The organism is Bradyrhizobium sp. 76 (genome assembly GCF_023073025.1).
Taxonomy (GTDB): Bacteria; Pseudomonadota; Alphaproteobacteria; order Rhizobiales; family Xanthobacteraceae; genus Bradyrhizobium.
In genome coordinates this window covers 256,441-282,994 of sequence record NZ_JADPIS010000102.1, presented here as the reverse complement: position 1 = coordinate 282,994, position 26,554 = coordinate 256,441, and the positions used below count along the sequence as shown (strand labels likewise).

25 protein-coding genes are annotated in these 26,554 nt (G+C 63.4%); 17 read left to right on the top strand and 8 right to left on the bottom strand.

Annotation, left to right across the window (positions count from 1 at the left end):
• Positions 1–618 precede the first annotated feature (618 nt).
• Entirely contained in the window at positions 619–1,563 is a 945-nt protein-coding gene (locus IVB48_RS25285) for a helix-turn-helix domain-containing protein (RefSeq protein ID WP_247403973.1), read from the top strand.
• A 9-nt stretch (positions 1,564–1,572) separates the two neighbouring features.
• On the opposite strand, the gene IVB48_RS25280 is transcribed toward IVB48_RS25285, so the two are convergent.
• Positions 1,573–2,325: a 16S rRNA (uracil(1498)-N(3))-methyltransferase gene (locus IVB48_RS25280; RefSeq protein WP_247403971.1), complete on the bottom strand. Its 753-nt coding sequence runs from the start codon at positions 2,323–2,325 to the stop codon at positions 1,573–1,575.
• 210 nt (positions 2,326–2,535) lie between these two features.
• Between IVB48_RS25280 and IVB48_RS25275 the strand changes: the two genes are divergently transcribed.
• Together IVB48_RS25275 and ubiA are read left to right on the top strand one after the other, a co-directional pair.
• A complete protein-coding gene (locus tag IVB48_RS25275; RefSeq protein ID WP_247284634.1) occupies positions 2,536–3,195 on the top strand; it encodes a hypothetical protein in 660 nt (219 codons plus the stop codon).
• The gene (ubiA, locus tag IVB48_RS25270) at positions 3,192–4,124 is read left to right on the top strand and encodes a 4-hydroxybenzoate octaprenyltransferase (RefSeq protein WP_027565431.1); all 933 of its coding nucleotides are present in this window, start codon (positions 3,192–3,194) and stop codon (positions 4,122–4,124) included. The genes IVB48_RS25275 and ubiA overlap by 4 nt, the downstream gene beginning before the upstream one ends.
• Here the strand turns inward: ubiA and IVB48_RS25265 are convergent.
• Positions 4,121–4,639 carry a DUF6101 family protein gene (locus IVB48_RS25265; RefSeq protein WP_247357935.1) on the bottom strand — a complete coding sequence of 173 codons (519 nt, stop codon included), beginning with the start codon at positions 4,637–4,639 and terminating at the stop codon, positions 4,121–4,123. The genes ubiA and IVB48_RS25265 overlap by 4 nt on opposite strands.
• 264 nt (positions 4,640–4,903) lie before the next feature.
• Between IVB48_RS25265 and IVB48_RS25260 the strand changes: the two genes are divergently transcribed.
• Genes IVB48_RS25260 through lpxK form a run of 6 tightly spaced genes read left to right on the top strand, consistent with a single transcriptional unit; the run spans position 4,904 to position 10,443 of the window.
• A complete protein-coding gene (locus tag IVB48_RS25260; protein ID WP_027565429.1) occupies positions 4,904–6,307 on the top strand; it encodes a TldD/PmbA family protein in 1,404 nt (467 codons plus the stop codon).
• Positions 6,294–7,112: a 3'(2'),5'-bisphosphate nucleotidase CysQ gene (locus IVB48_RS25255; RefSeq protein ID WP_247403968.1), complete on the top strand. Its 819-nt coding sequence runs from the start codon at positions 6,294–6,296 to the stop codon at positions 7,110–7,112. The genes IVB48_RS25260 and IVB48_RS25255 overlap by 14 nt, the downstream gene beginning before the upstream one ends.
• A gap of 60 nt (positions 7,113–7,172) precedes the next feature.
• Positions 7,173–7,415: a DUF4170 domain-containing protein gene (locus IVB48_RS25250; RefSeq protein ID WP_007596929.1), complete on the top strand. Its 243-nt coding sequence runs from the start codon at positions 7,173–7,175 to the stop codon at positions 7,413–7,415.
• The gene (locus tag IVB48_RS25245) at positions 7,412–8,125 is read left to right on the top strand and encodes a lysophospholipid acyltransferase family protein (protein WP_247357938.1); all 714 of its coding nucleotides are present in this window, start codon (positions 7,412–7,414) and stop codon (positions 8,123–8,125) included. The genes IVB48_RS25250 and IVB48_RS25245 overlap by 4 nt, the downstream gene beginning before the upstream one ends.
• Positions 8,088–9,434, top strand: coding sequence for a 3-deoxy-D-manno-octulosonic acid transferase (locus IVB48_RS25240; protein ID WP_247403965.1), 1,347 nt, complete (start codon positions 8,088–8,090; stop codon positions 9,432–9,434). Before IVB48_RS25245 ends, IVB48_RS25240 begins: the two co-directional genes overlap by 38 nt.
• Positions 9,427–10,443, top strand: a complete 1,017-nt coding sequence (lpxK, locus tag IVB48_RS25235; RefSeq protein WP_247403963.1) for a tetraacyldisaccharide 4'-kinase — start codon at positions 9,427–9,429, stop codon at positions 10,441–10,443. The genes IVB48_RS25240 and lpxK overlap by 8 nt, the downstream gene beginning before the upstream one ends.
• Before the next feature lie 110 nt (positions 10,444–10,553).
• On the opposite strand, the gene IVB48_RS25230 is transcribed toward lpxK, so the two are convergent.
• The gene (locus IVB48_RS25230; RefSeq protein WP_007596922.1) at positions 10,554–10,781 is read right to left on the bottom strand and encodes a DUF2093 domain-containing protein; all 228 of its coding nucleotides are present in this window, start codon (positions 10,779–10,781) and stop codon (positions 10,554–10,556) included.
• A 175-nt stretch (positions 10,782–10,956) separates the two neighbouring features.
• Here IVB48_RS25230 and IVB48_RS25225 point away from each other — a divergent pair, with 175 nt between their 5' ends.
• Positions 10,957–11,781: a dienelactone hydrolase family protein gene (locus IVB48_RS25225; protein WP_247403959.1), complete on the top strand. Its 825-nt coding sequence runs from the start codon at positions 10,957–10,959 to the stop codon at positions 11,779–11,781.
• A gap of 200 nt (positions 11,782–11,981) precedes the next feature.
• Positions 11,982–12,146 carry a hypothetical protein gene (locus IVB48_RS25220; RefSeq protein WP_106941443.1) on the top strand — a complete coding sequence of 55 codons (165 nt, stop codon included), beginning with the start codon at positions 11,982–11,984 and terminating at the stop codon, positions 12,144–12,146.
• Between the two features lie 278 nt (positions 12,147–12,424).
• On the opposite strand, the gene xseA is transcribed toward IVB48_RS25220, so the two are convergent.
• Entirely contained in the window at positions 12,425–14,047 is a 1,623-nt protein-coding gene (xseA, locus tag IVB48_RS25215; RefSeq protein ID WP_247403956.1) for an exodeoxyribonuclease VII large subunit, read from the bottom strand.
• Between the two features lie 137 nt (positions 14,048–14,184).
• Here xseA and IVB48_RS25210 point away from each other — a divergent pair, with 137 nt between their 5' ends.
• The 3 genes from IVB48_RS25210 to IVB48_RS25200 are packed head-to-tail and all read left to right on the top strand — an operon-like array spanning position 14,185 to position 16,045.
• Positions 14,185–15,195 carry an alpha/beta hydrolase gene (locus IVB48_RS25210; RefSeq protein ID WP_247403954.1) on the top strand — a complete coding sequence of 337 codons (1,011 nt, stop codon included), beginning with the start codon at positions 14,185–14,187 and terminating at the stop codon, positions 15,193–15,195.
• A complete protein-coding gene (locus IVB48_RS25205; protein WP_247403952.1) occupies positions 15,192–15,746 on the top strand; it encodes a hypothetical protein in 555 nt (184 codons plus the stop codon). The genes IVB48_RS25210 and IVB48_RS25205 overlap by 4 nt, the downstream gene beginning before the upstream one ends.
• Complete coding sequence (locus IVB48_RS25200; RefSeq protein ID WP_247403950.1) at positions 15,746–16,045, top strand: transcriptional regulator; 300 nt, start codon at positions 15,746–15,748, stop codon at positions 16,043–16,045. The genes IVB48_RS25205 and IVB48_RS25200 overlap by 1 nt, the downstream gene beginning before the upstream one ends.
• A gap of 263 nt (positions 16,046–16,308) precedes the next feature.
• Here IVB48_RS25200 and IVB48_RS25195 read toward each other — a convergent pair whose 3' ends face one another.
• The 3 genes from IVB48_RS25195 to IVB48_RS25185 all read right to left on the bottom strand — a co-directional run bounded on the left by IVB48_RS25195 (position 16,309) and on the right by IVB48_RS25185 (position 20,774).
• Positions 16,309–18,597 (bottom strand): P-loop NTPase fold protein, encoded by a 2,289-nt coding sequence (locus tag IVB48_RS25195; RefSeq protein ID WP_247403948.1) that lies wholly within the window; start codon positions 18,595–18,597, stop codon positions 16,309–16,311.
• A gap of 282 nt (positions 18,598–18,879) precedes the next feature.
• A complete protein-coding gene (locus IVB48_RS25190) occupies positions 18,880–19,443 on the bottom strand; it encodes a hypothetical protein (RefSeq protein WP_247403946.1) in 564 nt (187 codons plus the stop codon).
• 260 nt (positions 19,444–19,703) lie between these two features.
• The gene (locus IVB48_RS25185; protein WP_247403944.1) at positions 19,704–20,774 is read right to left on the bottom strand and encodes a RelA/SpoT domain-containing protein; all 1,071 of its coding nucleotides are present in this window, start codon (positions 20,772–20,774) and stop codon (positions 19,704–19,706) included.
• A gap of 529 nt (positions 20,775–21,303) precedes the next feature.
• Between IVB48_RS25185 and purD the strand changes: the two genes are divergently transcribed.
• Positions 21,304–22,587, top strand: a complete 1,284-nt coding sequence (gene purD / locus IVB48_RS25180) for a phosphoribosylamine--glycine ligase (protein WP_247403942.1) — start codon at positions 21,304–21,306, stop codon at positions 22,585–22,587.
• 169 nt (positions 22,588–22,756) lie between these two features.
• Positions 22,757–23,659 carry an alpha/beta hydrolase gene (locus tag IVB48_RS25175; RefSeq protein WP_247403940.1) on the top strand — a complete coding sequence of 301 codons (903 nt, stop codon included), beginning with the start codon at positions 22,757–22,759 and terminating at the stop codon, positions 23,657–23,659.
• A 144-nt stretch (positions 23,660–23,803) separates the two neighbouring features.
• Here the strand turns inward: IVB48_RS25175 and IVB48_RS25170 are convergent, their stop codons facing one another.
• Positions 23,804–24,262 (bottom strand): nucleoside deaminase, encoded by a 459-nt coding sequence (locus IVB48_RS25170; RefSeq protein ID WP_204512384.1) that lies wholly within the window; start codon positions 24,260–24,262, stop codon positions 23,804–23,806.
• Between the two features lie 119 nt (positions 24,263–24,381).
• Between IVB48_RS25170 and IVB48_RS25165 the strand changes: the two genes are divergently transcribed.
• The gene (locus IVB48_RS25165) at positions 24,382–26,553 is read left to right on the top strand and encodes a pseudouridine synthase (protein ID WP_247403937.1); all 2,172 of its coding nucleotides are present in this window, start codon (positions 24,382–24,384) and stop codon (positions 26,551–26,553) included.
• Position 26,554 lies beyond the last annotated feature (1 nt).

Sequence of the window (26,554 nt, the reverse complement as noted above, 5' to 3'; positions counted from 1 at the left end):
AAAGGATCAATCGCTTAACAGCGTCGGAGCGAGGCGCGGTGATCAGAGGAGGCGGCGGCCTAATCAGGTCCGGCGCCAACTAGGTAATACAGCACCTGTTCATCCCGCTGCAATCGACCCAGGTAGGTAGGGAGGCTCACCTCACCCCCATTCATTTCGGGCCAAGGACGTCTCCGGGGCGCTTCCACGAGGAATGGGTCGCCTGGGGCGCCCCATCCGCGAGCTGCTCGGCCCGTTTGAGAATGCTCCACCGGTAGCATACTCAATTTGGGTAGGGGGACGATCCGTTCGCAGAGCCTTCGTTTACAATGCGAGTTGGTTTCCGATTCATGTGCAACGCAACCGATGGTATCCGGTCGCGCGACACACGCTGGCCTATATGCTGTTTTCGATCTGAGACATGTTCCGGCACTAAGACGAATTCGATCCACTCGACCTTCTGATCGTTCATGCCATCTCAATGCTCCGCGACTGCGGCGCGCCGGCGTCAACGGGCCGGATGATTTGCGTGGCGCTAAATCGCCGTTTCCAAGAAGGCCAAGTAAGCAGCAGAACATGGATCAAAGCCGTCTAGTCCCTGCTCGCGAGGGAATGCAAAAGAGAGCGGCGGATCGCTTGATGTCGTTCCAGGATCTCAAGCCGTCCTCGGCGCTCGAGCTCAATTCGTATGACATCGATCATTTCGGCGAGACCGAGAAATACGCCGGCGCATCGAGCATGCCGTTGTCGGCCGGGGTGACAGCGATCATGCGTGCCCGGCTCACCTTGCCGACCCTGACCCTGTCGCTGTTGAAAACCTTCCCCCGGATCATTCGAGGCTATCAGTTCACCAATGCTGCCGCAGTGGCGGTACCGATGGATCACGTGACCTCTGCCCGCATCAACGGGCAATCGATGGGCGGTTCTGTCCTCGTATTGAAAGGTGATTCAGATTGCCTGGTGCATGAGCCGGAGGGGCGTCTGCTGGCAGTGGTCTACTTCAGTCCATCCGGGCGGGAGCCATTGCCTGAATTGGGCGATGGATGCCATTTGCTGAATCCGGCGCCGGACGTGCTTGCCTCGCTACGCCGTCTGATCTCGATCTCGCTTGAAACCGCAGCAAATGACCCAGACTTCTTGAACGAGCCAGCTTCGCGAAAATTTGTCGAACAGTCACTGCTCAGCACGATGGACGCGGCGATCTGGTCCAGCGTCGCAAGCGGACCTGTCTCATCCACCGCCGAGCATTATCGCCGGATCGTAGCTGATATGGAGAAACTGATTCGGCGCGATCTGATGATCTGGCACAAGACGACCGAACTGGCGGAGCAGGCGGGCGTGTCGGTCCGGACTCTCCAGAGTGCGACACGAGCCATCTGCGGCATGAGCCCACATCGCTATAGCCGGGTCTTACGCCTCTGGTCGGTGCGCAAGCAACTGCGCACCGGTCGAGCGGGCCGGAGTGTGAAGTCCTGTGCGCTTGCGCATGGTTTCTGGCATCTCAGCGAGTTCGCAGCGAGCTACAGAGAGGCTTTCGGAGAGTTGCCTTCGGAGACCCTGAACCGATCGCTACGAGGCGAATAGCAACGTGCCTTAGCCGCGTTCGCCAGCCCAGTCGCCCAGCACCGCCTGCACCAGCGCCAGCGCGGCCACTGCGGCCGTGTCGGCCCGCATGATCCGGGGTCCCAGCGCCAGCCGCAGGATTTTCGGCTGCCGCAGCAGCAGCGCCCGCTCTTCATCGGCAAAGCCGCCTTCGGGGCCGATCAGCACGTCGACGCCTGCCGCCGCGTCTGCGCCTTGCAGGCTGTGAATGGGGTTTTCGAGCTCCGCCGCCTCGTCGCAGAAGATCAGCAGGCGGCCCGCGGCGCGCTGGCTGAGGAAGCGCTCCAGCGGCATCGGCTCGCCAACGGTGGCGATGCCGAGAATGCCGCATTGCTCGGCCGCCTCGACGACATTGGCGCGCATCCGCTCGGTATTGACGCGGGAAGCCTGGGTGAACCGGGTCAGCACCGGCTGAAGCGAGGCCGCCCCCATCTCGATGGCCTTCTGCACCATGTAGTCGAGCCGGGCATGCTTGAGCGGGGCGAAGACATAGGCGAGGTCGGGCAGCCGGTCCTGCGGCCGGGTCTGCTGGAGGATGACGAGGCCATCCGGCCGCTTGCGGCCTTCGATGGCGGCCTGCCACTCGCCGTCGCGGCCGTTGAACGCCAAGACCTCGGCCCCGGCGGCAAGCCGCAGCACATTGCCTAGATAATTGCTCTGGTCGCGGTCGAGCTCGATCCTGCCGTCCTGGGCGAGGGGGGCATCGACGAACAGGCGGGGGCGGCGGAAATCGTGGGAGGGCATGGTTCAAAGGTCCGATTTGGCGCCGTTCTTAGCCGAAAGCAGTACTTTCGGGGTAAATTTTGCCAAAATGGTGCGTCGGCGCGCCGCGCTCCTGCCCTATTCAACGGGTTGTTAAGGGCCGGCGGGAATCGTAAAATCGCGAGCACGCTGGTTGCGCTTCAATTGGGAAGACGCCGAACCCCGCAAGCTCCTGCCGGAGAGACTGCCTTGATGATCCGTCATTTGATGGTTCCGATCACTGCCGCCATGGTCACGATGGGCGCCGTTTGTGCCTATGCGCAGGGTTTCCCCGCGCCGCTGCCGGGCCAGGCCCCAACCAGTTCCGCGTTTCCGCCCGTGAACGGGTCGGCGCCCGTCGCCTCCGTCGGCGGCGCGCCGCAATCGTCCTTCCCCGTGAACGGCGCCGCGCCCGTCGGTGGCGCCGGCGCCTTCAGCGCGGCCCCGCCGACGCAAGCCGGTCCCGGCGAGGACTGCATGAAGGCCTTCATGCCTTTGCGCGAGGATGCCGAAAAGCGCGGCAAGCTGATCAAGGCCGCGAGCGACCGTCATGCCCCGCCTGACGAGGCCTGCAAGCTGATCCGCAACTTCAGTCAGGCTGAGACCAAGATGATCAAGTACATCGAGGCCAATGCCTCGAAGTGCGGGATTCCGGCGCAGGTCGGCGCGCAGATGAAGGACGGCCACAAGAACACCGAGGCCATGGCGGCGAAGGTCTGCAATGTTGCGCAGCAGATGCAGAACCAGCCCCGCGGTCCGGCCGGTCCGTCGCTGAGCGAAGTGCTGGGTTCGGCCTCGGCGCCCGAGGCCAATGCGGGCAAGAAGGGCGGCAGCACCTTCGACACACTCAACGGCAACGTCCTGACCCGATGAGCGACACATCCGCCCGCGTTGCCGATTCCACCGGCAACTGGGTCGATACGCGCGCACCGCAATGGGCGCGGCCTTATTTGCGCTTGTCCCGCTTCGATCGTCCGATCGGCTCCTGGCTCCTGTTGATGCCGTGCTGGTGGTCGGCGGCGCTCGCCGCCGGCATGGCGCATGACGTCCGCGGCCTGCCGCTCACCATCGTCCTGTTCTTCATCGGCGCCTTCGTGATGCGGGGGGCAGGCTGCACCTGGAACGACATCACCGACCGTGACCTCGACGACAAGGTCGAGCGCACCCGCTCGCGGCCGCTGCCCTCGGGTCAGGTGAGCGCGAAGCAGGCGCTGGCCTTCATGGTCGCGCAGGCGCTGATCGGGCTCGTGGTGTTGCTGCAGTTCAACCGCTTTGCGATCCTGACCGGCATCGCCTCATTGCTGATCGTCGCGATCTACCCGTTCATGAAGCGCATCACCTGGTGGCCGCAGATCGTGCTCGGGCTCGCGTTCTCCTGGGGCGCCTTGATGGGATTTGCCGTCACCTTCGGGCGCATCGACGTCACCGCGCTCGTGCTCTATGCCGGCGCGATTTCCTGGGTGATCGGCTATGACACGATCTATGCGCATCAGGACGCCGAGGACGATGCGCTGATCGGCATCAAGTCCACCGCGCGCCTGTTCGGTGCGCATACGCACCAGGCGCTGATCCTGTTCTACGGCCTGGCGGTGCTGCTGATCGGCGTGGCGCTGGCGTCGGGCGATGCGCGCTGGCCGGCTTGGCTCGGACTTGTGGCCTTCGCCGTGCATCTGGCCTCGCAGATCGCGCGGCTGAATATCAGCGACGGCGAACTCTGCAAGCGCCTGTTCTATTCGAACCGCGACGCGGGGCTGTTGTTGTTTGCGGGCTTATTGGCCGACGCGGTGATGCGGGCGGCTTAACTCCGCGCGATGATCTCGCGCTCATCGCGATGCACCGACAATTCCCGTGCGACACCGGTGCGGCGGCGCATCAGAAATTTCGGACGGCGGTCGCGGATCGCGTTGGCGCGGCGGCGGCGCGGCGCGGGCCTGCGTGCGCCTTCGTCCAGCTGCGGAAGCGCGAACAGCTCGCTCCAGATCGCCCAGGCCTCAACGAGTTCGTCGCCATCGGCGCTGACCAGCAGCGGAATGGAGAGCGAGGGATCGCGATGCACCAGGACGAGGGTCTGGGCCTCGTCGTTACCGCGCAGCGCGACGCCGATGAAGTCGCTGACGCGGACGTTGATCGCCATCTGCATGCCGCGGACGGCACGGCGCAGCACGACACGTTCGCGATGAAGCTCGATCTGCCGGACATAACCGTCGGCGCGCGGATCATGCGCATCGAAGCGGACCGGAAGGGAAAGGGGGTCGAGCCGCAGGGAGCGGCTCGACCCGGCGGGAGCGATCCCGCTTGTTGCTGTTTGACGCCTCACGGCTTTAGTTCTCCCCGCCGGGATTATGTTCCCGGTCGATGTGAGGACCTTAGCGCGAGCCTTTCCGAAACCGCTTAAAAAGGCTGGTTAATCCAACCTCACCGCCGCTCATGATTGACAAGACCTTGGCACGCATGATTGACGAGACGTTGCGCGCAAGCTGCGAATCTGAGCTTTTGGTGGGCTGAAAATGCTTGAAGTCCGCGCGATCAGGGCACATCTGTGGGTTCCGGTCCCGCAGCCCGCCCCAACAGGATTTCGTTTGTGAACCCTTCACCAAGCTCGACGCTTTCGCCCAAGGATTCGTCCACAGCCGGTCGCGACCTGTTCGATCAGTCTGCGCTCTCCGATCTCGCGCAGCGGCTGGTGGAGGCTGCCCGGCGCGCCGGCGCGGATGCGGCCGATGCGGTCGCCGTGCGCGGCGTCTCGCAAGGCGTCGAGGTCCGCGACGGCCGGGTCGAGGAATCTGAACGTTCCGAGGGTGACGATGTCGGCTTGCGCGTGCTGGTCGGCCGGCGCCAGGCGGTGGTCTCGACCAACGACGCCAGCGGCGATGCCGTGACCAAGCTTGCCGAGCGAGCGGTTGCGATGGCGCGTGTTGCACCCGACGACAAATATGTCGGCCTTGCCGATCCCGCACTGCTCGCGCGCGACTTCCCCGATCTCGATCTGCTCGACCCCGACGTGCCCGCGACCTCGGAACTCGAGCGCCGCGCGCTCGAAGCCGAGGCTGCGGCGCTCGGTGTGAAGGGCGTGACCAAATCCGGCGGCGCCTCGGCCTCCGCCGGCATGGGCGGCATGGTGCTCGTCACCAGCACCGGCTTCCACGGTTCTTATCTACGGTCCAGCCAGGGCATCTCCGCCACCGCCATTGTCGGCGACGGCACAGGCATGGAGCGCGACTACGATTTCACCTCGGCGCCGCATGGTGCCGACCTCTTGTCGCCGGAGATCGTCGGCCGTTCCGCGGGCGAGCGCACCGTGGCGCGCGCCAATCCGCGCAAGGTCGAGACCTGCAAGGTGCCTGTGGTGTTCGATCCGCGCGTCGCGGGCTCGCTGGTCGGTCATGTCGTCGGCGCCATCAATGGCGCTTCGATCGCGCGCAAGACCAGCTTCCTGAAGGACAAGCTCGGCCAGCAGCTGTTCGCCAAGAACATCCGCATCATCGACGATCCCCTGCGCAAACGCGGCCTGCGCTCGCAGACGTTCGACGCCGAAGGCGTTGCCGTGAAGAAGATCGCGCTGATCGACGAAGGCGTGCTGACGACGTGGCTGCTCGATTGCGCCACCGCGCGTGAGCTCGGTCTCACCACCACCGGCCACGCCCATCGCGGCGTCTCCTCCTCGCCGTCGCCGGGGCCGTATAATCTGCACCTTGAACCCGGCACGCCCACCCCGGCCGAGCTGATCTCCGACATCAAGCAGGGTTTCTACGTCACCGATTTGATCGGCTCGGGCGTCAACGGCGTGACCGGCGATTACAGCCGCGGCGCCTCCGGCTTCTGGATCGAGAACGGCGAGCTCACTTATCCCGTGAGCGAGGTGACGATCGCCGGCCATCTGTTCGAGATATTCAAGTCGATGCAGCCGGCGAACAATCTCGAGTTCCGCTACGGCGTCAATGCGCCGACGGTGCGCATCGAGGGTTTGACGCTTGGCGGACGTTGACGCGAACGCAACAGGCGAAGCCATCCTGACGCGCGACGCGGCGCTGCTGCAAGAGACGGTGCGGGAGGCGGGCGCACTCGCGCAGTCGATGTTCCGCACCGAGCTGAAGAAGTGGACCAAGGGCGCGTCCTCGCCGGTCTCGGAAGCCGACATTGCCGTCAACGATCTCCTGGAAGCTCGCCTGCGCGCGGCGACGCCCGACTATGGCTGGCTGTCGGAGGAGAGCGCCGACGACGAGGTGCGGCTGTCGCGGCGACTGACCTGGATCGTCGATCCCATCGACGGCACCCGCAATTACCTCAACGGCCATGACGAATGGTGCGTCAGCGTCGCGCTGGTCGAGGACGCCTCGCCGGTGCTGGCCGCGGTGTTCGCACCGACGAGCGATGAGTTCTTCTTCGCCGCCCGCGGCCGGGGCACGACCCTCAATGAGGTGCCGGTGCGGGCGACGGCGGGATCCGAGCTCGACTTCTCGCGGGTCGCGGGTCCGAAGCCCCTTGTTGAGCGCCTGAAGCCGTCACTGGGCGAGATCAAGCTGCATCCGCGAATCGGTTCGCTCGCGCTGCGTCTGTGCCGGGTCTCCCATGGCGCGCTGGATGCGGCTTTTGCGGGCGGCAACAGTCATGATTGGGACCTTGCGGCGGCGGATTTGATCGTGCAGGAAGCCGATGGTAGGATGAGCGATCTCTCCGGAGATCCCATCCTCTATAACCGCCGGCAAGTCACGCATGGGGTGCTGGTGGCAGCGGGTCGCGATCGTCATGCGAACATTGTCTCGCATTTTCGAAACCGCCCCTTGCCGTGAAGCGCTTTCTCGTGCTTGTCGAACACTGCTTTGCCGGGCAGCCCGTTAGGAACAGAACCGATGCCAGATAGTGCCCCGCAACAACTGCTCCACCTCGTCGTCGGCGGCGAGCTCGTCGATCTCGAGCACAACACCTTCAAGAACCTCGACGACGTCGAGATCGTCGGCCTCTATCCGAACTATGCGACCGCCCACGCCGCCTGGCGCGCCAAGGCGCAGAGCACGGTCGACAACGCGCAGATGCGCTATTTCATCGTCCATCTCCACCGGCTGCTCGACCCGAATCAAGAACCGGCGCGTTGAAAAAGCTGCTTCGCAATACGCTGAGGAGCAGCTTCGTCCAGCGTGCCGTCGGAATCCTGGCGGCCGAATATCTGCGTCTGGTCTGGCGGACGAACACATTCACGTTCGATCCGCCTGACGTCTATGACCGCGTCGAACCGCAGATCCCGGCGATCTTCGCGTTTTGGCACGGCCAGCATTTCCTCACCCCCTTCATCAAGAACAAGGACTGGTACAAGGCCAGGGTCCTGATCTCCCGTCACCGCGACGGCGAGTTCAACGCGATTGCCGCCGAGCGGCTCGGCATCGGCACCATCCGCGGGTCCGGCGACCATGGCGGCGCGTTTCACCGCAAAGGCGGGGTCGGTGCCTTCAAGGAAATGGTGCGGACGCTCCAGGACGGTTGTAATGTCGCGCTGACCGCCGACGTCCCCAAGCGCTCGCGCGTGGCCGGGCTCGGCATCATCATGCTGGCACGGGAATCGGGGCGGCCGATCATGCCTTTTGCGATGGCGACCAGCCGCTTCGTCCGGCTCCAGAACTGGGACCGCACCACCATCAACCTGCCGTTCGGGCGGGGCGCGTTGGTCGGCATCAAGGAAATCCACGTTCCGCCGGATGCGAACGCCGCCACCATGGAAGCGCTGCGGCTCGAGCTGGAGGAGACCTTGAACGAGGCGACTCGCCGCGCCTATGCGCAACTCGGCCGGCCGGGACCTGCAGATGCCTAAATCGCTGCCCGGCTCGCTGCCGTTGACGCTGCGGATGTACCGGCGCCTGGCGCGCGGCCTGGTGCCGCTCGCGCCTGTGCTGATCAAGCGGCGCCTGAAGCAGGGCAAGGAAGATCCCGCGCGCGTCGGCGAACGGCGCGGCCTGTCCCGGGACGTGCGGCCGCACGGTCCGCTGGTCTGGATTCACGGCGCCAGCGTCGGCGAGGTCCTCGCCGCGGCGGCATTGATCGAGCGCTTGCGCGATCTGAACCTGCGCATTCTGCTCACCTCGGGCACGGTCACGTCGGCCGCCATTGTCGCAAAGCGCTTTCCACCCGACGTCATCCATCAATACGTGCCGTATGATTCCCCGCGTTATGTCGCGCGCTTCCTCGATCATTGGAAGCCGTCGCTGGCGCTGTTCATCGAATCCGATCTGTGGCCGAACCTGATCCTGGCCGGCGCCGCGCGCCGCGTGCCGATGGTGCTGATCAACGGGCGGATGTCGCCGCGCTCGTTCCCGCGCTGGCGCCGCATGCAAGGCACCATCTCGGCGCTGTTGTCGCGGTTCGACATTTGTCTGGCGCAGTCGAAGACCGATGCCGAGCGCTTCTCGGCGCTCGGCGGCCGCGACGTCGTCACCACGGGCAATCTCAAGCTCGACGTGCCGGCTCCGCCGGCCGATCTCGCCAAGCTCGAACGGCTGCTGGCGATGACGCGCGGGCGTCCGATCATCGTGGCGGCCTCGACCCATCCGGGCGAGGAGGAGATGCTGGTGGCGGCGCATCGCAGCCTCAGCGGTTTCTTCCCGCAGCTCTTGACCGTGATCGTGCCGCGCCATCCGGATCGCGGCTCCTCGATCACGGGCCTGATCACGGCGTCCGGCCTGAAGCCGGCCCTGCGCTCGCGCGACGAGCTGCCGACGGCGGCCACCGACGTTTATGTCGCCGACACCATGGGCGAGCTCGGACTGTTCTATCGCCTCTCGGACATCGTGTTCATGGGGGGATCGCTGATCCACCATGGCGGCCAGAATCCGATCGAGGCGATCAAGCTCGGCGCGGCCATCGTCCATGGTCCGCACGTCTTCAATTTCGCCGACGTCTACGAGGCGCTCGATCACAGCGGCGGCGCGCGCCAGGCCGACACCCAGGAGCTGCTGATCAAGCAACTCGGCCAGCTGCTTGCCGATCCCGCCCTGCGCCAGAAGATACAGCGATCGGGCGCCGGCGTGGTCGAGGATCTCGGCGGCGCACTCAATCGCACCATGACCGCGCTCGAGCCTTATCTTCTGCAGTTGCGGATCGAGATGGGGGCCGCCAATGCGTGAGCCGGCCTTCTGGTACCGGCCACGTTCCCTCGAATCCTACGCATTGGGGCCGCTGGGTGCGCTCTATGGCGCGATCACGGAACGGCGGATGCTGCGCGAGGGCGTCGATGCCGGCATCCCCGTGATCTGCGTCGGCAACTACCATGTCGGCGGCGCCGGCAAGACGCCGACCGTGCTGGCGCTGACGAAGCTCCTGCGCGAGCTCGGCGAGACGCCGGTGGTGCTCAGCCGTGGCTATGGCGGCAGCCTCAAGGGCCCGGTGATGGTCGACCGCATGCGTCACACCGCGTCCGACATCGGCGACGAGCCGCTGATGATGGCGCGCGACATCCCTGTTGCAGTTGCGCGCGACCGCCTCGACGGCGTCGTGCTGGCGAAGTCCCAAGGTGCCACCGTGATCCTGATGGACGACGGTTTCCAGAACCCGCGTCTTCTAAAGGACACCTCGCTGATCGTGATCGACAGCGAACGCGGCCTCGGCAATGGCAAGGTGTTTCCGGCCGGTCCGCTGCGTGCGCCGCTGAAGGCGCAGCTCGCGCGCACCGACGCGCTGGTCCTGATCGGCGGTGGCCGTGCCGCCGACGATGTCGCGGCCGAGCTTGCCAGGCGCAACAAGCCGGTGCTGCGCGCGCGGCTGAAACCCGACGCCGGGTCGATCGCAAGACTGTTGGGCAAGCCGGTGTTCGCGTTCGCCGGCATCGGCGATCCCGAACGGTTTTTTCGCACGTTGCGCGCCAGCGGTATCGAGGTCGCGGCTACGCGGGCCTTCGCCGATCATCACATGTTTTCGAACGACGAGATCGCAACCCTCGCCGCGGAGGCGCAGCGCGAGCAGCAAACATTGGTGACGACGGAAAAGGATCTCGCCCGTCTGCACGGCCGCGAAGGCGTGCCCGATGGTATCGTGCCGTTTGCCGTCCAGCTCGAGTTCGACGACCCGGCTGCGCTCCGGCAATTGATCAGCGATCATCTCTACACGGCGCGCGAGCGGCGCTTTTCAAGGCGCTGAAACCCACTGTCGTCCTGTCAGGGCGACGAGGACATTCAGGCGCCATTCATCGCAAGCTCCTATCGTTTTCAGACGATCAGGAGAATGCGATGAAGTTGCTGCTTGCCGCCTCACGCCTGCGGCTTGGGCGCGCCCGGGTAATGCCGCTCGAGCACGGCGGCGGGCGTGGCGTAGGCTTCCTGCAAATCCACGCTCCAGTATTTCAACTCGTCGAGCGGGATCCGCGTATCGGTGATCGCGCAGCGCACGAAAGTCCCCGGCGAGATCACGCGGAAATCGCCGTCGAGATACTGCACCTGGGCTTCGCCATGGCCCGAGGGGCCGAACTTGTTCAGCACGGTCGAAAGTCTCCGTGGAAGGCCGCTCCGGGATCACATGGGAGGGCACGATGTGTTGGACGGGATGTAGCATAGATAGGGTGGCTTGTCCGCCCGGTAAACCCACCGGTTTGTGATGTTTTGGCGCCGTTTCCGCGTGATAGTGCTGGAGCGAAGGATCCAACGGCAAAGTTCGATGCGCCTTCCGTTCACCGCCCTGTTCCTGACGTTGCTGATGTCGGCCGCGCAAGCGTCGCCGGCGCCGCAGCCGGTCGAGATTCCGCTGGCGTCCGGCGTGCTGCATGCGCAGCTCTACAAGCCTGAAGGCACCGGGCCGTTTCCGACCGTGATCGCGCTGCACGGCTGCGGCGGGCTCGGTGGCCATTCCGATTCCGTCCTGCCGCGCTATCGCGAATGGGCCGAGCGGCTGCTCAAGTCCGGTAACGCCGTCCTGCTTCCTGACAGCTACGGCTCGCGCGAGCTCGGGCCGCAATGCCGCGTCAAGGAGATCCACGTCAAGGCGCGGCGCGAACGCGTCACCGACATCGCGGCGTCGCGCGCCTGGTTGATGCGGCAGAGTTGGGTTGCGCGCGACCGCGTCAGCCTGATGGGATGGGCCAATGGCGCCAGCGCGCTGCTCTGGGCCGTGCGTCCGCAGAGCCTTGCGCGCGAGGTGGGTCCCGATTTCCGCGCCGCGATCGCGTTCTATCCGGACTGCAGGATTTCCGCAGGGCTAGGGTGGAGCACACGGGTGCCGACGCTGGTGCTGATCGGCGGCAATGACGACGTCTCGTCGCCGCCGGCCTGCCGCCAGATGGTCGATGGTGCGCATGGCCGCAGCGCGCTCGCGCGCATCGTGGTCTATCCCGGCGCCTATCACGATTTCGACCGCGCCAACACGCCGCTGCATGCGGCTGCCGGCAGCCTTGATGCCGCCGCGCCCGAGCACGGCCATCTCGGCACCGATGCGGCAGCGCGCGCGGAGTCGCAGAAGGAAGTCGCGGAGTGGCTGGCGCGGTAGGCTTGGGATGAGGGCTCGCCGCGCCGTAGCTCGTGAGAGCGAAGGCGGGGCCGCCCGAGGGAACAACAGCGGACAGCCCCGCATCGACCACCGCCCTGCACGGAGAATGGCCGACAGTGAATCTACGGATCGCGCGCCGTGGTGGTTTCAACCCGTGACGACGCCATCATTCGACCACGATATCGATTAAACGCAATCCCATGCGCAACCGCTTCGTCCTGTTCTCCTCCGCCCTGATCGTCTTCACCGTCGCGGTCTTCCTGTTCGAAGCCCATCTGTTCGAAGCCCATGCCGGCGCGCCAATGCGTGCGCCGGAACATTGCGGCTTCTGGACCACGATCGACGCGGGCTTGTCCTGCCGGTAGGCGGACTGCTGCCACACCGTCATTGCGAGCGCAGCGAAGCAATCCAGAGTCCCACCGCGGAAAGATTCTGGATTGCTTCGCTGCGCTCGCAATGACGAGGTTGGCGCTGCACGCGCATGCCACACACTCACTGTCATCGCCCGGCTTGACCGGGCGATCCAGTACACCGAGGCGGCTGTGATTCATGGAGAAGCCGCGGCGTACTGGATTCCCCGCTCCATTGCGCAATTGCGCACAAGGCGGGGAATGACGGCGAGGGTGGCGCGACGCCCTCCGCCTCAGAACAAATTCCCCTGATCCACCGGCTTGCCCACGCGCTTCGGCGCGGGCTTGGAATCCTGCGTCGCCGCCCTGGCTTGCGATGGCGCGCGCTTCGCTGCAGCCGCCGGCCGATCCGCATCCGCGATCGCACCCACACGGCCATCCGCAAACTCGATCTCGACCCTTGCACCAGGCCCGATCGCGTCCGCTGAATGCAGGGGATGGCCGGCCTCGTCGCGCACCAGCGCAAAGCCGCGCGCGAGCACGCCGCGATAGGACAAGGCGGAGAGCAGCTTGCCGCTGTTCTCGACGCGGGCATCGAGCCGCTGCAACAGCGTCACCAGCGCGCGGCCCGCGCGCTCGGCCAGACGATGCGTGCGCTCGCGCTGGCGCGCAATCGCGTTGCGCTGCGCCTGCGCATTGGAGAGCTTTGAGGCGCGCAAGCGCACCTCCAGCCCGGCAAAGCGGTCGCGTCGCCGCCGCAGCAGCGAGCGCGTGGACAGCCCGAGCCGCTCGCCGCACACCGTGAGGCGATGATCGGCCTGCGAGATCTGGCCATGCAGCACCCGCAGCGTCAGCTTGGCGCTCGCGGCGGTGAACCTTCGGAAATGCGCGTGGGTGTTGGCCTTGAGGCAGCGGGGCAGGGACGCACCCGCCGAATCCAGCCGCTGCCGCGGGATCGCCAGCAAATCGCCGGCGGCCGGCAGCGCGCGCGCGGCCGCACGCAACTCGCTGCGGCGGCTCTCCTGGCCGCGTTGCCAGCAGGACCGGGTGCGTCGCCCGAGATCGCCGACCTCGACAAACAGATCGCTGCGCACCGGCACGGCCATCTCGGCCGCCGCCGTCGGCGTCGGCGCGCGCTTGTCGGCGACGAAATCGATCAGCGTGATGTCGGTCTCGTGCCCGACGGCGGAGATCAGCGGAATCATGCTCTCGGCGGCTGCCCGCACCACGATCTCCTCGTTGAACGACCACAGATCCTCCAGCGAGCCGCCGCCGCGCGCGACGATCAGCACGTCGGGCCGCGGAATCTTGCCGCCCTCCGGCAGCGCATTGAAGCCGCGGATCGCGGCCGCGACCTGCTCGGCCGAGCCTTCGCCCTGCACCTTGACCGGCCACACCAGCACGTGGCGGGGAAAGCGGTCCTCCAGCCGATGCAGGATGTCGCGGATCACGGCGCCGGTCGGCGAGGTCACCACGCCGATCACCTCCGGCAGCCACGGCAGCAGCTGCTTGCGCGCCTCGTCGAACAGGCCTTCGGCGGCGAGCTTCCGCTTGCGCTCCTCCATCAGCGCCATCAGGGCGCCGATGCCGGCCGGCTCCAGCGCCTCGATCACGATCTGGTATTTCGAGGAGCCCGGATAGGTCGTGAGCTTGCCGGTGGCGATGACCTCGAGCCCCTCCTGGGGCTTGAAGCGCATGCGGCCGTGCACGCCCTTCCAGATCACCGCCTCGATCTTGGCGCTCTCGTCCTTGAGCGCGAAATAGCAATGGCCGGAGGAATGGGCGCCGCGGAAGCCGGAGATCTCGCCGCGGACCCGGACATGGCCATAGGTGTCCTCGACCGTCCGCTTCAGGGACTGCGAGAGCTCGGAAACGGTGAATTCGGGGGTGTTGAGCAGAGGCTCTGCAGTCGGCATCGGCAAACGATTCGGCATTTTGGGGTCAGACCCGACGTTAAGGATTTTCGCAGCGCGGCGCCAATCCGGGGATTGATCAAAAGAGTACTCTGTATTATAGAGTTCTCTATACTTAATCGATTTGAGGGGAGTAGATCATGGCAATCCGACTGCTACGCGGCGTTTTGAGCGGACTGAAATGGGCCTTGTGTGCGGTCGGCGGTGTCGCGCTGATCCTGGCCGCGATGATTGCAACGCCGCTGGAGCGACCGCCGGAGATGCGATCGGTCTCCGACTCCGCCAAGGGCATCGACTGGTCCACGCTGCCGGCCTTGGAGCGCTTTCAGGCCCGCGACGGCACCTGGATCGGTTTCCGCCACTACGCCCCCATTGGAGCCGCGACGGGCCGTGGCGCGATCTTCATCCACGGCTCCTCCGGCTCCAGCGGCACGGTCAATCATGCCCTGACTTATGCGATCGCCTCGCGCGGGGTGGAGACCTGGGCGCTCGACATCCGCGGCCATGGCGGCTCCGGCACGCGCGGCGACATCGGCCATGTCGGCCAGCTCGAGGACGACCTCGTCGACTTCGTCGCCGAGCTGCGCAAGAGCGCGCCGGAGCTGCCGATCACTTTGATCGGCCATTCCGCCGGCGCCGGCTTCTCGCTGCGCGTCGCCGCGACACCGATCATGCAGGACATGTTCGTCCGCACGGTGCTGCTGGCGCCCTACCTCGGCTATGACGCGCCGACCAACAAGCCGCGTGCCGGCGGCTGGGCCAATTTCGACCTGCCGCGCTTTCTTGGGCTCGCCACCCTGCGCAAGCTCGGCATCGACTGCTGCGCGCAGCTTCCGGTGCTCGCTCTCGCCGTGCCGGCGAGTTCGGCAAAGTATCTCGTCTCCACCTATTCCGACCGCCTGACGCGCAATTTCGGCACGCGCGGCTATCGCGTCGATCTTCCGGCGGTAACGCATCCGATCACGATCTTCGGCGGCGCCGAGGACGAGATGATGATCTCGGATAAATACGCGGAGACCGTGCAGGCCATCAAACCGTCGGTCGACGTCAAGATCATCGACGGCATCAACCACATGGGCATCGTCACCAACCCGAAGGCGATCTCGATCATCGCCGAGGATGTGGCAACGCGCGGGGCAGGGCAGTCATGATCGACAGCAAGGAGGCGTCCGCAGCGCTGGCCGATATCGACGACATCGTCCAGCGCGTGAAGCAATCGCAGCTCTACGAGCTGGCGAGCCATGCTGCCGTCTGGTGGGGCGTCCTGGTGTTCGCGGGCAATCTCGCGACCTGGCTCTGGCCGGTCTATGCCGTCTACGCCTGGGTTGCCGTGGATGTTGTCGGCGTTGTCGGTATGGTTGTGCTCCGCCTGGTCAATCCGCCGCGCCACTCCCATGGTCGCGGCTTCGACATCAGACTGCTTCTGCTGTTCCTGCTGTTCTTCGCCTTCGGCTATCTCTGCACCAACGTGCTCGGTCATTTCGGTCCGCGCCAGCTGGGCACGTTCTGGCCGCTCTACTTCATGCTGTTCTATTCGCTGGCGGGTCTCTGGTTCGGCTATGCCTTCATTGCGATCGGTCTAGGCATCTCCGCGCTGACGCTGATCGGCTATTTCTACATCGGCGAGGCTTTTCCGCTCTGGATGGCCTTCGTCAATGGCGCCGGCCTGATCCTCGGCGGCTTCTGGATGCGGCGGATCTGATGGCCGATCTCGACGACATCATCCATCAGCCACTGCGGCTGAAGATCATGGCGGCTTTGAACGCGCTGCCTGCGACGGCAGGTCTGGAATTCTCCCGACTGAAAAAGCTCACCGGCGCGACCGACGGCAATCTCGGCGCGCATATCGAGACGCTGGCCAAGGCCGGCTACGTCTCGGTGGAAAAAGCCTTCGTCGGCAAGAAGCCGCAGACCACGGTGACGGCGACGGCCGCCGGCCGCGGCGCGTTTGCGCGGCATGTCGCGACGCTGCAGGAGATCATTGCGGGGAAGCAGGGGTAGGCCGTCGGCCAAGCCGTACCGTCGGGCGGCACCACGAACTAACGACGTCGGCATCGAAAGGAGTAGCGAGCTTGCGTTTCGCGTCGGGTCTTTTCCGTAGCGAGAGTCTTCATTTTGCCAGACGTCTCTGCGAACCCTTGTCCGGTGCGCGCTATGCCGAGGGCTCCGCGCCTCGCCCCGTTGCTCCACCGAGCCCGATGGCAACTCACTCGATCGCGTCCTTGAGAAGCAGTAATACTTGAGGGGGGGGACTGCCCGTACTCTCACATAACTTGCTCATCGCTTGCATCGTCGATAGTTATTTCGGCCACGGGTTGCCTGGCACTGTCGTTTCTTTGCCAAGCTTTCAAGAGCGCTGAGGCCTTTCTACGAGTCGCGCGCGGACGACCTGCGTTTGCCAACACTTCCAAACGCGAGAATGCCTCTCCCTTATCGAGGAAAAGTCCGACGACATCGTCGCGCAGCGGATGGGTTACGCCCGTGTCTGAGCTGCTTTGCCAACCGCGCATTGCCTGGAGAGCACTTAAAAAGCCCCCATCGTCACGAGTTGCTGCAGCGATATACTGCCTCGCAATGGACGCGTTGCCGAGCTGAACCCAGCAATAGAGTGCGTCCAAGGGGCTCGGCAGGGTGATTATCCTCTTCACACCGAACGTTTCGTATCGTCGGGTGATGAATATTACAGATTCATCAAGCGCCTCACGGCTGAGCCATTGGTTTTCAGGGTAGGATCTGTTGCCCTTCGGTAGGCCGTGGGCAAAGCCCAGATCGCGGACCAAATGGGACAGCCAATTGATGGCTTTCCCTCTGGTTACGATGTCGGAGAAATTCGACGGCTTATTCTTCTCCACCAAATGAACTGCTTTGCGCCAGAGTTCACTCCTCCCAAATTCCTGGATGCCCACGGTCTCGACCGCCAACTCGTCCATTGTCAGCGCAAATGCCCAAGCCATGCCATCTGCTTCGGACGTCGAAAGTGAGCCCGCGGGTTGATCCAAAAGTCGATCCAGCAGTAGGTCAACGAAGTGCCCTCTTCGTTCATGCTCTCGCTTTAGCAACTCTAACAGGAACGCCTTGGCTCTTCCTCCGCTGGTCGCGCATGCTTTGCGAAATGAGACAAGATCGCCATCCTTCAGCGCGTATGATGGTGCTTCAAAGGCAAAATATTGCCGCCAGTGGCTCGGACTTCCCAATCTGTGTTTGGCTTCGAAATTTCCCAGCTCGTCACGCGTAAAGTCAAAGACCTTTCGCTTACTCTCATCATCAAATGCGAACGAACCCACGCCGGGGAGAAAGCTATTGATACCAGAGATATATGCGCGGCTTGCCCAGCCATGCTTCTCCATCAGCATTGATAGAGATTGAGCCATTTCGCCAGGCTGGGTGTCTCCGGCGCGGCCCCCGTCGCGATATGCACCGACATTTTGAAGATACTCGCGAGTCCAGGTATACAGCTCGTACGATTTGAGTTTCAGCAATTGCAGCCACAGAAAATCGCAGAAGTCCGACTCGAGTGGCAGCAGAGGCCAGCTTAAGGCAACGGCATCGAATAGCCGGGCGACGTCCCGCGGTGTTGCTAGAAAAGTACCACCCCAAACATCAAAGAACAGATGCTGCCGGTACTCTGCATCGCGGTCTCCCTGAATCCTCTCAAACTCCTTAGGAAAAGCTTGCTTGAGTTTCCTCTTGAGGGCCCTTCGGAGAGCGAAAGGCTCTTGCGGCGGGATGTGAATGACTTCCTGAAGTATCTTTTCGGTATAGCGACGGCCATCCTCAACCTGCAACGTATGGCGGACCTGTTCCGACAACACGTTGGAGTCGTAGCAGATCAGGTACGTGATGCAGGGAAAATCGGCCACCTTTTGCACCATGCGTAAGACCTCTACAGCCTCTTCAGGAGGCAGACGATCCACGTCGTCAATGACGACGGTAAACCTGATTTCCGGATGCGTTCGCCGCAGCTCTCTCAGCCCTTGAACGATTTCGGCCTTCAGTTTTTCGAGCGGGACCGCATTTCCGAAGAACGGTATAAGCCTATCAAGCCCCTTGAGCCCTATTGCCGCCAGTGCAGTGGTGCCGCTCGGATCTAGCGATGCGGCGCCGCCAACAGGTCCCGCTAACGCTCCGATATATCTCCCGTACTTCCGAATAGACTTAGACAATTTTGTTCGGGCGCGGCGCAGTTGCCAGGACGTGAAAGACGACCCGAATTCGGATGATTCTTCGATCCTATCGATCTCGGTCGCCAGCAAACTAAAGAACGCGGCAATAAGCGCGCTTTTGTCGCCGATGAGCCACGGCTCGAAGCGAAGCACACGTTGCCCTGAGATTCTCTCCAGCCGCTCGCTTATAAAATTGACGAATGTGGATTTTCCGCTTCCCCATGAGCCTTCAATGCCGAGCGCGTATCCGTCGCCGCGAACCATAGTCGCGAGCGTATTGGACAATCGAGCAATGGTTTCATTGAGCCCAAACTCGTCATCATCTATCGAGACAAGGGCCTTGTTGCCGGTTAGGGGCGGGCGCGATGCTTGCACGCTTTGGGCATCCATCAACAATCTCGGACGTCAGACCGACAACTTAAACGATCACCCGAGGCTACGGCTTTGCCTACCGTGAGTCACGCCCAAATGACCTGCCAGACGACGGCATTGCTGCGGCGCGCTCGTAGCTTCAATGACCGAGCCAACCATCAGTTCAGCTAAGGGCTTCTCCTCACTGCCAAATCGCGCCATCATCGCTCGATTACGGTTTACGGTGACAGTGCACTAAACCATGTCGACTGACGCTTTGGCTTTTGAAGTTAGTTCGCGCTTGCTTGATCGACTCGGGCGCTAATTGAAAACGCCTGTTTCCTGCCAGTGTCCACATAGAAGGCAACTCCCCGCGCTGGTCACCGTCTCAGTTTCACATTGATCGCAGCGCATAAGAAATCCGTCGGAGGCCTTCGTTGCGATGCGAGCACTGTGCGCTTGCGCGAATTCGTGAGCCTGCTCAATCAACATGCGCCATGTGTCGTCGTTCTTAAATTCGGCCGACAGGTCTATCCCAAGATGCTCTTCGGCGAACCCCAGCGCGAAGCTTAGGGCGTTGCCCACGATGATTTTCGCCTCCGCTTCTGAAGCGTGCCACTCATAATGTTCGATAGCGTTCCGCGTCGTGCGGAGAGCGAGAAGGCTCGTTTTATCTGTTTCTGAGAAGGTAACATTGCATAATGTAGTCAGGCGGCTGACGGCAGTTTCTGGGGTAACAGTAAGAGCCTGAAGGCTACGAAACTTATCGACGTTTTGCCAAATGAACGCGGGATGTTCGCGGCGCAGGCGCTCTTTCAGCAACAGTTCGATTGTGTGAGCTGCATTAGTAATGGCGTGTTTGAGTCTAGCGTGGTCGGAGGTCATATCGCCCCAAGCCATTAACTCCACGGCCCGCTTAAGGGAGTCCCTAGCGTTGCTGAGAAGGTCAAACTGTATGGGGCCTTTTGCACTCATCGTCGCGAGGCCACTGCGGGAGCAGACTTTATCTGCCTAAACGGGCCGCAGCAAAAATGAATCGCCGATTCCAAAGACGTCCTATTCGTTGCCTCTCGACCTCTGTTCGTTCGGTGTTCAATTCGGATTACGGTGGCAGTGCTGTCACATAATTCCATCAAACTCGTCGCTCATTGTTGAATGCCATATTCAGCCATCCTTGCGGCGTGTGTCTCCGGATCGAGCAAATTGTATGCTCGCATCATCATACCCAGAAAATCCTTCACATCGTTGAAGTAATTTCTGAATGCTGACTTTACTTCTTCGACGTTTCTGGCGCCCACTAAGACGATGTTGTCTTCCGGAAATTCCTTCTCAAGTTCAAGCAGCCTGGAAGACGCCTCCAATTCCAGGTCGAACTGATAAAGTTTAAATCCGTTCTTCTTGCCGATATGCAAGATGATATGGTCTGCCTCTATATGGTCTCCAACCCAATCGTTGATCACCAAATTGACAAGCATATGCATCACACCAATTTCGCCATTTAGCTTCTCGAACGCGGCATACAATTCTTTGTTGCTTAGATCTGCAAACAATCGTGGTGGGCATTCCTCCAGGGTCCTAGCAAGCATCTCGCTGGCTAGCCGAAATAACTCGACATAGCGTCGGTCGCCACGATCGAATTTTGGCTCATGCTCAGTGACCTCAGTTACGACCTCGACGGCTGTAGACCATGCATGTTGAATGCTCGTTCGGTACTGAATTTCAATGAGAAGGCCGTCGCACCTCGGATTCCCCTTTTTTGACTTGGATCTGTGTTCGTAGATGTCGTGGATACCACGGTAGCCGCGATCCGAAGGTCTCTCTATGTAGTTGTATTTATCTTTCTCGTTTTTGCGGATGTGCTTGAATTTTGCATGATGGACCTTGGAACGAAATTCGTGGAGCATTTTGATACTAGGAAATATCAACCGGCAACCAGCCACGTCATCCATGCGAGCAAGCTGCATCCCGTCATGGCGAGACAGTTTGTCGATAATCGTTGAGCGGCGCTTCAATCGTTGCGCCACCTGCACATCCAAGTCCTTAGCTCTGGCCCGCAAGAGCGATTGAAACGAGTTGATCACATCGCGATGGGCCATCCTCCACGATTCTAGAATAGCCGCATGTCCTCGCTCCAACTTACCGCCTCGGAGCGCTTCGCCAGCGCGATTAATCGCACCCTTTGAGCCCCAATGGGGAAATTCTTCCTGCTTCGCCATGGTCTTTAATGCTGCCTCAACAGACCCGCTTTCGGTCCACTGCCGGAGCACATCGAGGGGGACGCGTTCTCCGTGTGGGAGGCGCGTTATAAACCTGTGGTCATGTGTATTCAAAGTGATAGCTCTCCTCGCGGGAAGGAGCGGCGATGTCGACAGATGCTGGCTCACGTGGGCGAGGCGCCAGCCGCGGTGTCTGTGTGATTTCGGGATAATAGCATTATGCACCTGTTTTGCCCGACGCATCAAGCCGAATTACGGGGGATATACGGTAACAGTGCACTAAACGGCGCCAACTGACGCTTTGGCTTTGGAATTTGATGCACTGTCACCCGTAATTCTGCGCAGTCATTCCGGGCGTCGCGAAAGCGGTGAGCTCGAACCCCGCGAACCACCAAAAATGCCGTTCAAATGGATTGCAGTTCGTGCTCCGCGCCCCGGAATGACGGGGAGTTCGGGCCGTTTCCCCTTGAGCCCCACCCCGATTCATGCGACCTCCGCCCCCAGCAAAACCCCTCATTTCGAGCCTTCGATGCACATTCTCCTGCTTGGTTCCGGCGGCCGCGAACATGCCCTGGCGTGGAAGATCGCAGCCTCTCCCCTGGTGACCAAATTCTGGTGCGCGCCGGGCAATGCCGGGATCGCGCGCGAGGCGGAGTGCGTGGCGCTCGATGTCGCCGACCATGCCGCCGTGATCGCCTTCTGCAAAAAGAATGCGGTCGAGCTCGTGGTGGTCGGCCCGGAGACGCCTCTGGCGGCCGGTATCGTCGATGACCTCACCGTCGCCGGCATCAAGGCGTTCGGGCCGAACAGGATCCCCGCCCAGCTCGAAAGCTCCAAGGGTTTTACCAAGGCGCTCTGCACCGAATTCGGTATTCCGACCGGCGCCTACAAGCGATTCACCAATGCCGCCGATGCGCGTGCTTACGTCCAGAGCCAGGGCGCGCCGATCGTGGTCAAGGCCGACGGCCTTGCCGCCGGCAAGGGCGTCGTCGTCGCCAAGACCGTGCGCGAGGCCGAGGACGCCATCGCCATGATGTTCGAGGGCGCCTTTGGCGAGGCCGGCGCCGAGGTCGTGATCGAGGAGTTTTTGCCGGGCCGCGAGATCAGCTTCTTCGCGCTGTGCGACGGCGAGACCGCCATTCCGCTGGCGTCCGCCCAGGACCACAAGCGCGTGTTCGACCATGACGTCGGCCCGAACACCGGCGGCATGGGCGCCTATTCGCCGACGCCGCTGGTGACGCCGGCGATCCACGACGCGATCATGGCCAAGATCATTCTGCCGACGGTATCAGGCATGAAGCAGCGCGGCACGCCGTTCCGCGGCATCCTCTATGCCGGGATCATGCTGACGACGCAGGGCCCGAAACTGTTCGAGTTCAACGTGCGCTTCGGCGATCCCGAGTGCCAGGTGCTGATGCTCAGGATGATGTCGGACATCGTGCCGGCCTTCCTCGCCGCCTGCGACGGGCAGTTGAAGAACTTTGACCTCCGCTGGCATCCGGAGGCCGCGCTCACGGTGGTGATGGCGGCGAAGGGCTATCCCGGCGACTATCAGAAAGGCACGCGGATCGAGGGGCTCGACGCCGCCGCCAAGGTCGAGACCGCCGAGATCTTCCACGCCGGCACGGTCGAGAAGGACGGCGCCATCCTCGCCAATGGCGGCCGCGTGCTCAATGTCTGCGCGCTCGGCAAGACCGTGACGGAGGCGCAGGTGCGCGCCTATCAGGCCGTCGACCGCATCATCTGGCCGGAAGGTTTTTGCCGCCGCGACATCGGCTGGCAGGCGGTGGACGCCGAGAAGTCCCGAGGCTGACAGGCTTTTTTCGCACGCGCGCGCAATTTCGGCCCGCGCCGTCGGCACTCCGAAATTGTGTAGGCGGCTGTTGAACTTAGCTACTGTGCATGGGGTTGTTTTTCGACTTTTTGTTTTGGGGCACCTCAAGACCGAGCAGATCCCGCGCTGACAGATAAGGATGCAGAAGATGTCCGATCTCGCCGACCTCTATCCCGGCTTCGCCTCCGAATGGATCAACACCTCCTTCGGCCGCATCTTCGCCCGCGTCGGCGGCAAGGGACCGCCGCTGCTGCTGCTGCACGGCTTCTCCGAGACCAACGTGATGTGGCACCGCGTCGCGCCGCAACTGGCCGACCAGTTCACGCTGATCATCGCCGATCTGCCCGGCTATGGCTGGTCCGACATGCCCGAGAGCGATGCGCTGCACATCCCCTACAGCAAGCGGGCGATGGCGAAGGCCATGGTCGAGGCGATGGAGCAACTCGGCCACGTGCACTTCGCGCTCGCCGGCCACGATCGCGGCGGCCGCGTCTCGTACCGGTTGGCGCTCGATCATCCTGGCCGGCTGTCGAAGCTCGCCGTGCTCGATATCCTGCCGACCTATAATTACTGGGAGCGGATGAACCGCGCCTACGCGCTGAAGATCTATCACTGGACGTTTCTGGCGCAGCCCGCGCCATTGCCGGAGACGCTGATCGCGAGCAATGGCGAGTTCTTCCTGCGCTTCAAGATGGCGAGCCAGACCGGGTCGAAGACGTTGGAGGCCATCGACGCGCGCGCGCTCGAACATTACATCGCCCCGTTCCGCGATCCCGCCCGCGTGCACGCGATGTGCGAGGATTATCGCGCCGGCGCCTATTTCGACTACGATCTCGACAAGGCCGATTTCGAGGCCGGCAAGAAGATCACCATTCCGATGCTGGCGCTGTGGGGCAATGCCGGCGTGGCGCAAGCCGCCGCCACCCCGCTCGATGTCTGGAAGCAATGGGCCACCAACGTCGCTGGCATGCCGGTGGATTCCGGACACTTCCTCACCGAAGAGAACCCCGATGTCACCGCCAAGGCGTTGCGCGAGTTCTTCTCGGTCTAGGCCCCGCTGTTCGCCACACACTCAACTGTCATCGCCCGCGAAGGCGGGCGATCCAGTACTCCGAGGCGGTCATGATTGAGTCGGCAGGCCTCGGCGTACTGGATGCCCCGCCTTCGCGGGGCATGACGGCGGAGTGTGGAGCAATCAGCGCCGCTCCCGAAAGAAGTCCTTGAGCAGCCGCGCCGCTTCGCTTTCGCCAACCCCGGAATAGACATCCGGAACGTGATGGCAGGTCGGCTGCGTGAAGAACCGCACGCCTGATTCAACCGCGCCGCCCTTGGGGTCGGCGGCGCCGTAATACAGGCGCCTCACCCTTGCAAACGAGATCGCGCCCGCACACATGGTGCACGGCTCCAGCGTCACGTACAGGTCGCAGTCGACCAGGCGCTCGCTGCCGATCTTTTTGGCCGCCTCGCGCAGCGCAACGATCTCGGCATGAGCCGTGGGGTCGTAGTCCGTCAGCGTCCGGTTCGCCGCGGTGGCGATGACCTCGTAATTGCGGACCACGACGCATCCGATCGGAACTTCGCCCGCCTTTCCGGCGTTTTCGGCCGTTTTGAGCGCCAAATCCATGAAAGAGGGGGCTTTCAAGCCTCGTATCATCCCGAGAAACCTGCTAGTAGCTGCGCCTTCAGCAGAAGTGCTTACCGATTTTGCCTGAGCATGCGGCTCGAGACGAGCGCGCACAATGCTTTCTGGCCACCCCCTGAGTGAGATTATTCATGCCTCGCGACAGCGACAAAGACAACGATTCCCGCGGCCGGCGTGATCGCGGCCCGGCCAAGGGCGGCCCCGCCAAGGGCCGCTCCGGCAAGCCACGCGGACCCGACAAGAAGTTCGCCAAGCGCGGCCCTGCCGGGGACAAAGGCGACGCCCGCCCGCCCCGCGGCGACCGCGACAGCCGTCCCTTCCGCCGCCGCGAGGAGGGCGATGCCCCGCGCCGCGACTTCAGCGACCGCCCGAAGTTCAATCGCGAAGACCGGCCGCGCCAAGACCGGCCGCGTGAAGACCGGCCGCGCGGCGAGGATCGTGGCGAGCGCAGCTTCAAGCCGCGTGGCGATCGTCCCTTCAAGCCGCGTGAAGACCGTCCGTTTTCCGATCGTCCGTCGCGCGACGGCGAGAAGCGCCCGTTCAAGCCCCGTGGCGACCGCCCATTTTCTGATCGCCCCTCGCGCGATGGCGACAAGCGGCCGTTCAAGCCGCGCGGTGATCGCCCGTCCTATGGGCGTGATGACCGTCCGCCGCGCAGGGATCGCGACGATTCCCGTCCGGCCGGCCGAACCGGTGACGCGAAGTTTGGCGACAAGCGACCTTACGCGCCGCGTGGCGACCGTCCAGAACGCAAGTTCGACGGCGAGCGGAAGTTTTCGCGCGGCGCACCGGACCGCAATCGCAGCGAGCGCAGCGATTCGAAACCCTGGCAGAAGCGCGATGCGGCCCCGCGCGGCGACCGGCCGCCGCGCAAGGACTTCAGCAAGGGTCCGCGCAAGGATTTCGGCGGCAGCGACCGCGGTCAGGACAAGCCCTGGCAGAAGCGCGATGATCGGCAAGGCGGCGGCGACGACCGTCCCCGCTTTTCGCGTTCGCGCGACGATCGTCCATCGGGTGATCGTCCGTTCCGCGAGCGGCCCAAATTCGATCGTCCCAAGTTCGATCGTCCGCGCGATGATCGTCCGAGGTTCGATCGCGGCGGCGATCGCCCGAAATTCGATCGTCCGCGCGAGCGTTCCGAGGGCCGTTCCGACTGGCACGAGCATCCCCGCAGCGAAGCGCCTTCCGGCGATCGTCCACGTCGCGAAAACGAGGATGAGAGCAGGATCTTCGAGAAACGTCCGGCCTTCGGTGGTCGCGGCGCCTATCGCGAGCGCGATCGTGATTCCGAGCGGCGGCCGCGCCGCGAGGAAGAGGTCAAGCCGAAGAAGGCCGGCGAGCGTATCGCCAAGGTGCTGTCGCGTGCGGGCCTCGCCTCGCGCCGCGATGCCGAGGAGATGGTCACGCAGGGCCGCGTCAGCGTCAACGGCCGCGTCATCAACTCGCCGGCGCTCGATATCACCTCGAACGATGTCGTCACCATCGACGGCAAGCCGTTGCCGGAGCGCGAGCGCACGCGGCTGTTCCTCTATCACAAGCCGCGCGGCCTGATGACGACGCATGACGATCCCGAGGGACGTCCGACCGTGTTCGACAATCTGCCCGACGGTCTGCCGCGGCTGATCAGTGTCGGCCGGCTCGACTTCAACACCGAAGGCCTGCTGCTGCTCACCAATGATGGCGGGCTCGCGCGCACGCTCGAGCTGCCGGACACCGGCTGGCTGCGCCGCTACCGTGTCCGCGCCCATGGCGACGTCACGCAGGCGCAGCTCGACGAGCTGAAGAACGGCATCGAGATCGAGGGCATCAAATACGGTCCGATCGACGCCACGCTGGAGCGTGACCAGGGCGCCAATGTCTGGCTGGTTTTCGCGATCCGCGAGGGCAAGAACCGCGAAGTGCGCAACGTCTGCGCTCATCTGGGACTCGAGGTGAACCGGCTGATCCGGGTCTCCTACGGCCCGTTCCAGCTCGGCGAGGTCCCCGAAGGCCAGGTCGAGGAGATCAAGTCCCGCGTGCTGCGCGACCAGCTCGGCGAAAAGATCATCGAGAAATCGGGCGCGCAGTTCGACGTGCCGCAGAAATCTGCCTCGCATGAGGGAGACGACGCGCCGCGCGAGAAGAAGCCGGCGACCAAGCGCGGCGTGATCAACGACCGCAAGGGCCGCCGCGTGCTGGTGCAACGCACCGGGAGCGAGGAAGCGCGCGAGCGCAACGAGGCTGAGGCGAGCGGCTACGGCCCGCCGCGCCGTCCCAAGCGCGGCTACCACGGCAAACGCGATCTGGCGCCGAAGGAGGACTGAC

Coding starts and splice junctions, on each gene's coding strand:
- ubiA (WP_027565431.1), top strand. CDS start 3,192: ATGAGCGACACATCCGCCCGCGTTGCCGATTCCACCGGCAACTGGGTC.
- IVB48_RS25285 (WP_247403973.1), top strand. CDS start 619: ATGTCGTTCCAGGATCTCAAGCCGTCCTCGGCGCTCGAGCTCAATTCG.
- IVB48_RS25190 (WP_247403946.1), bottom strand. CDS start 19,443: ATGACCTCCGACCACGCTAGACTCAAACACGCCATTACTAATGCAGCT.
- xseA (WP_247403956.1), bottom strand. CDS start 14,047: ATGCCGACTGCAGAGCCTCTGCTCAACACCCCCGAATTCACCGTTTCC.
- IVB48_RS25195 (WP_247403948.1), bottom strand. CDS start 18,597: ATGGATGCCCAAAGCGTGCAAGCATCGCGCCCGCCCCTAACCGGCAAC.
- IVB48_RS25275 (WP_247284634.1), top strand. CDS start 2,536: ATGATCCGTCATTTGATGGTTCCGATCACTGCCGCCATGGTCACGATG.
- lpxK (WP_247403963.1), top strand. CDS start 9,427: ATGCGTGAGCCGGCCTTCTGGTACCGGCCACGTTCCCTCGAATCCTAC.
- IVB48_RS25185 (WP_247403944.1), bottom strand. CDS start 20,774: ATGGCGAAGCAGGAAGAATTTCCCCATTGGGGCTCAAAGGGTGCGATT.
- IVB48_RS25165 (WP_247403937.1), top strand. CDS start 24,382: ATGCCTCGCGACAGCGACAAAGACAACGATTCCCGCGGCCGGCGTGAT.
- IVB48_RS25210 (WP_247403954.1), top strand. CDS start 14,185: ATGGCAATCCGACTGCTACGCGGCGTTTTGAGCGGACTGAAATGGGCC.
- IVB48_RS25225 (WP_247403959.1), top strand. CDS start 10,957: ATGCGCCTTCCGTTCACCGCCCTGTTCCTGACGTTGCTGATGTCGGCC.
- purD (WP_247403942.1), top strand. CDS start 21,304: ATGCACATTCTCCTGCTTGGTTCCGGCGGCCGCGAACATGCCCTGGCG.
- IVB48_RS25220 (WP_106941443.1), top strand. CDS start 11,982: ATGCGCAACCGCTTCGTCCTGTTCTCCTCCGCCCTGATCGTCTTCACC.
- IVB48_RS25280 (WP_247403971.1), bottom strand. CDS start 2,325: ATGCCCTCCCACGATTTCCGCCGCCCCCGCCTGTTCGTCGATGCCCCC.
- IVB48_RS25240 (WP_247403965.1), top strand. CDS start 8,088: ATGCGCAACTCGGCCGGCCGGGACCTGCAGATGCCTAAATCGCTGCCC.
- IVB48_RS25250 (WP_007596929.1), top strand. CDS start 7,173: ATGCCAGATAGTGCCCCGCAACAACTGCTCCACCTCGTCGTCGGCGGC.
- IVB48_RS25200 (WP_247403950.1), top strand. CDS start 15,746: ATGGCCGATCTCGACGACATCATCCATCAGCCACTGCGGCTGAAGATC.
- IVB48_RS25170 (WP_204512384.1), bottom strand. CDS start 24,262: ATGATACGAGGCTTGAAAGCCCCCTCTTTCATGGATTTGGCGCTCAAA.
- IVB48_RS25205 (WP_247403952.1), top strand. CDS start 15,192: ATGATCGACAGCAAGGAGGCGTCCGCAGCGCTGGCCGATATCGACGAC.
- IVB48_RS25175 (WP_247403940.1), top strand. CDS start 22,757: ATGTCCGATCTCGCCGACCTCTATCCCGGCTTCGCCTCCGAATGGATC.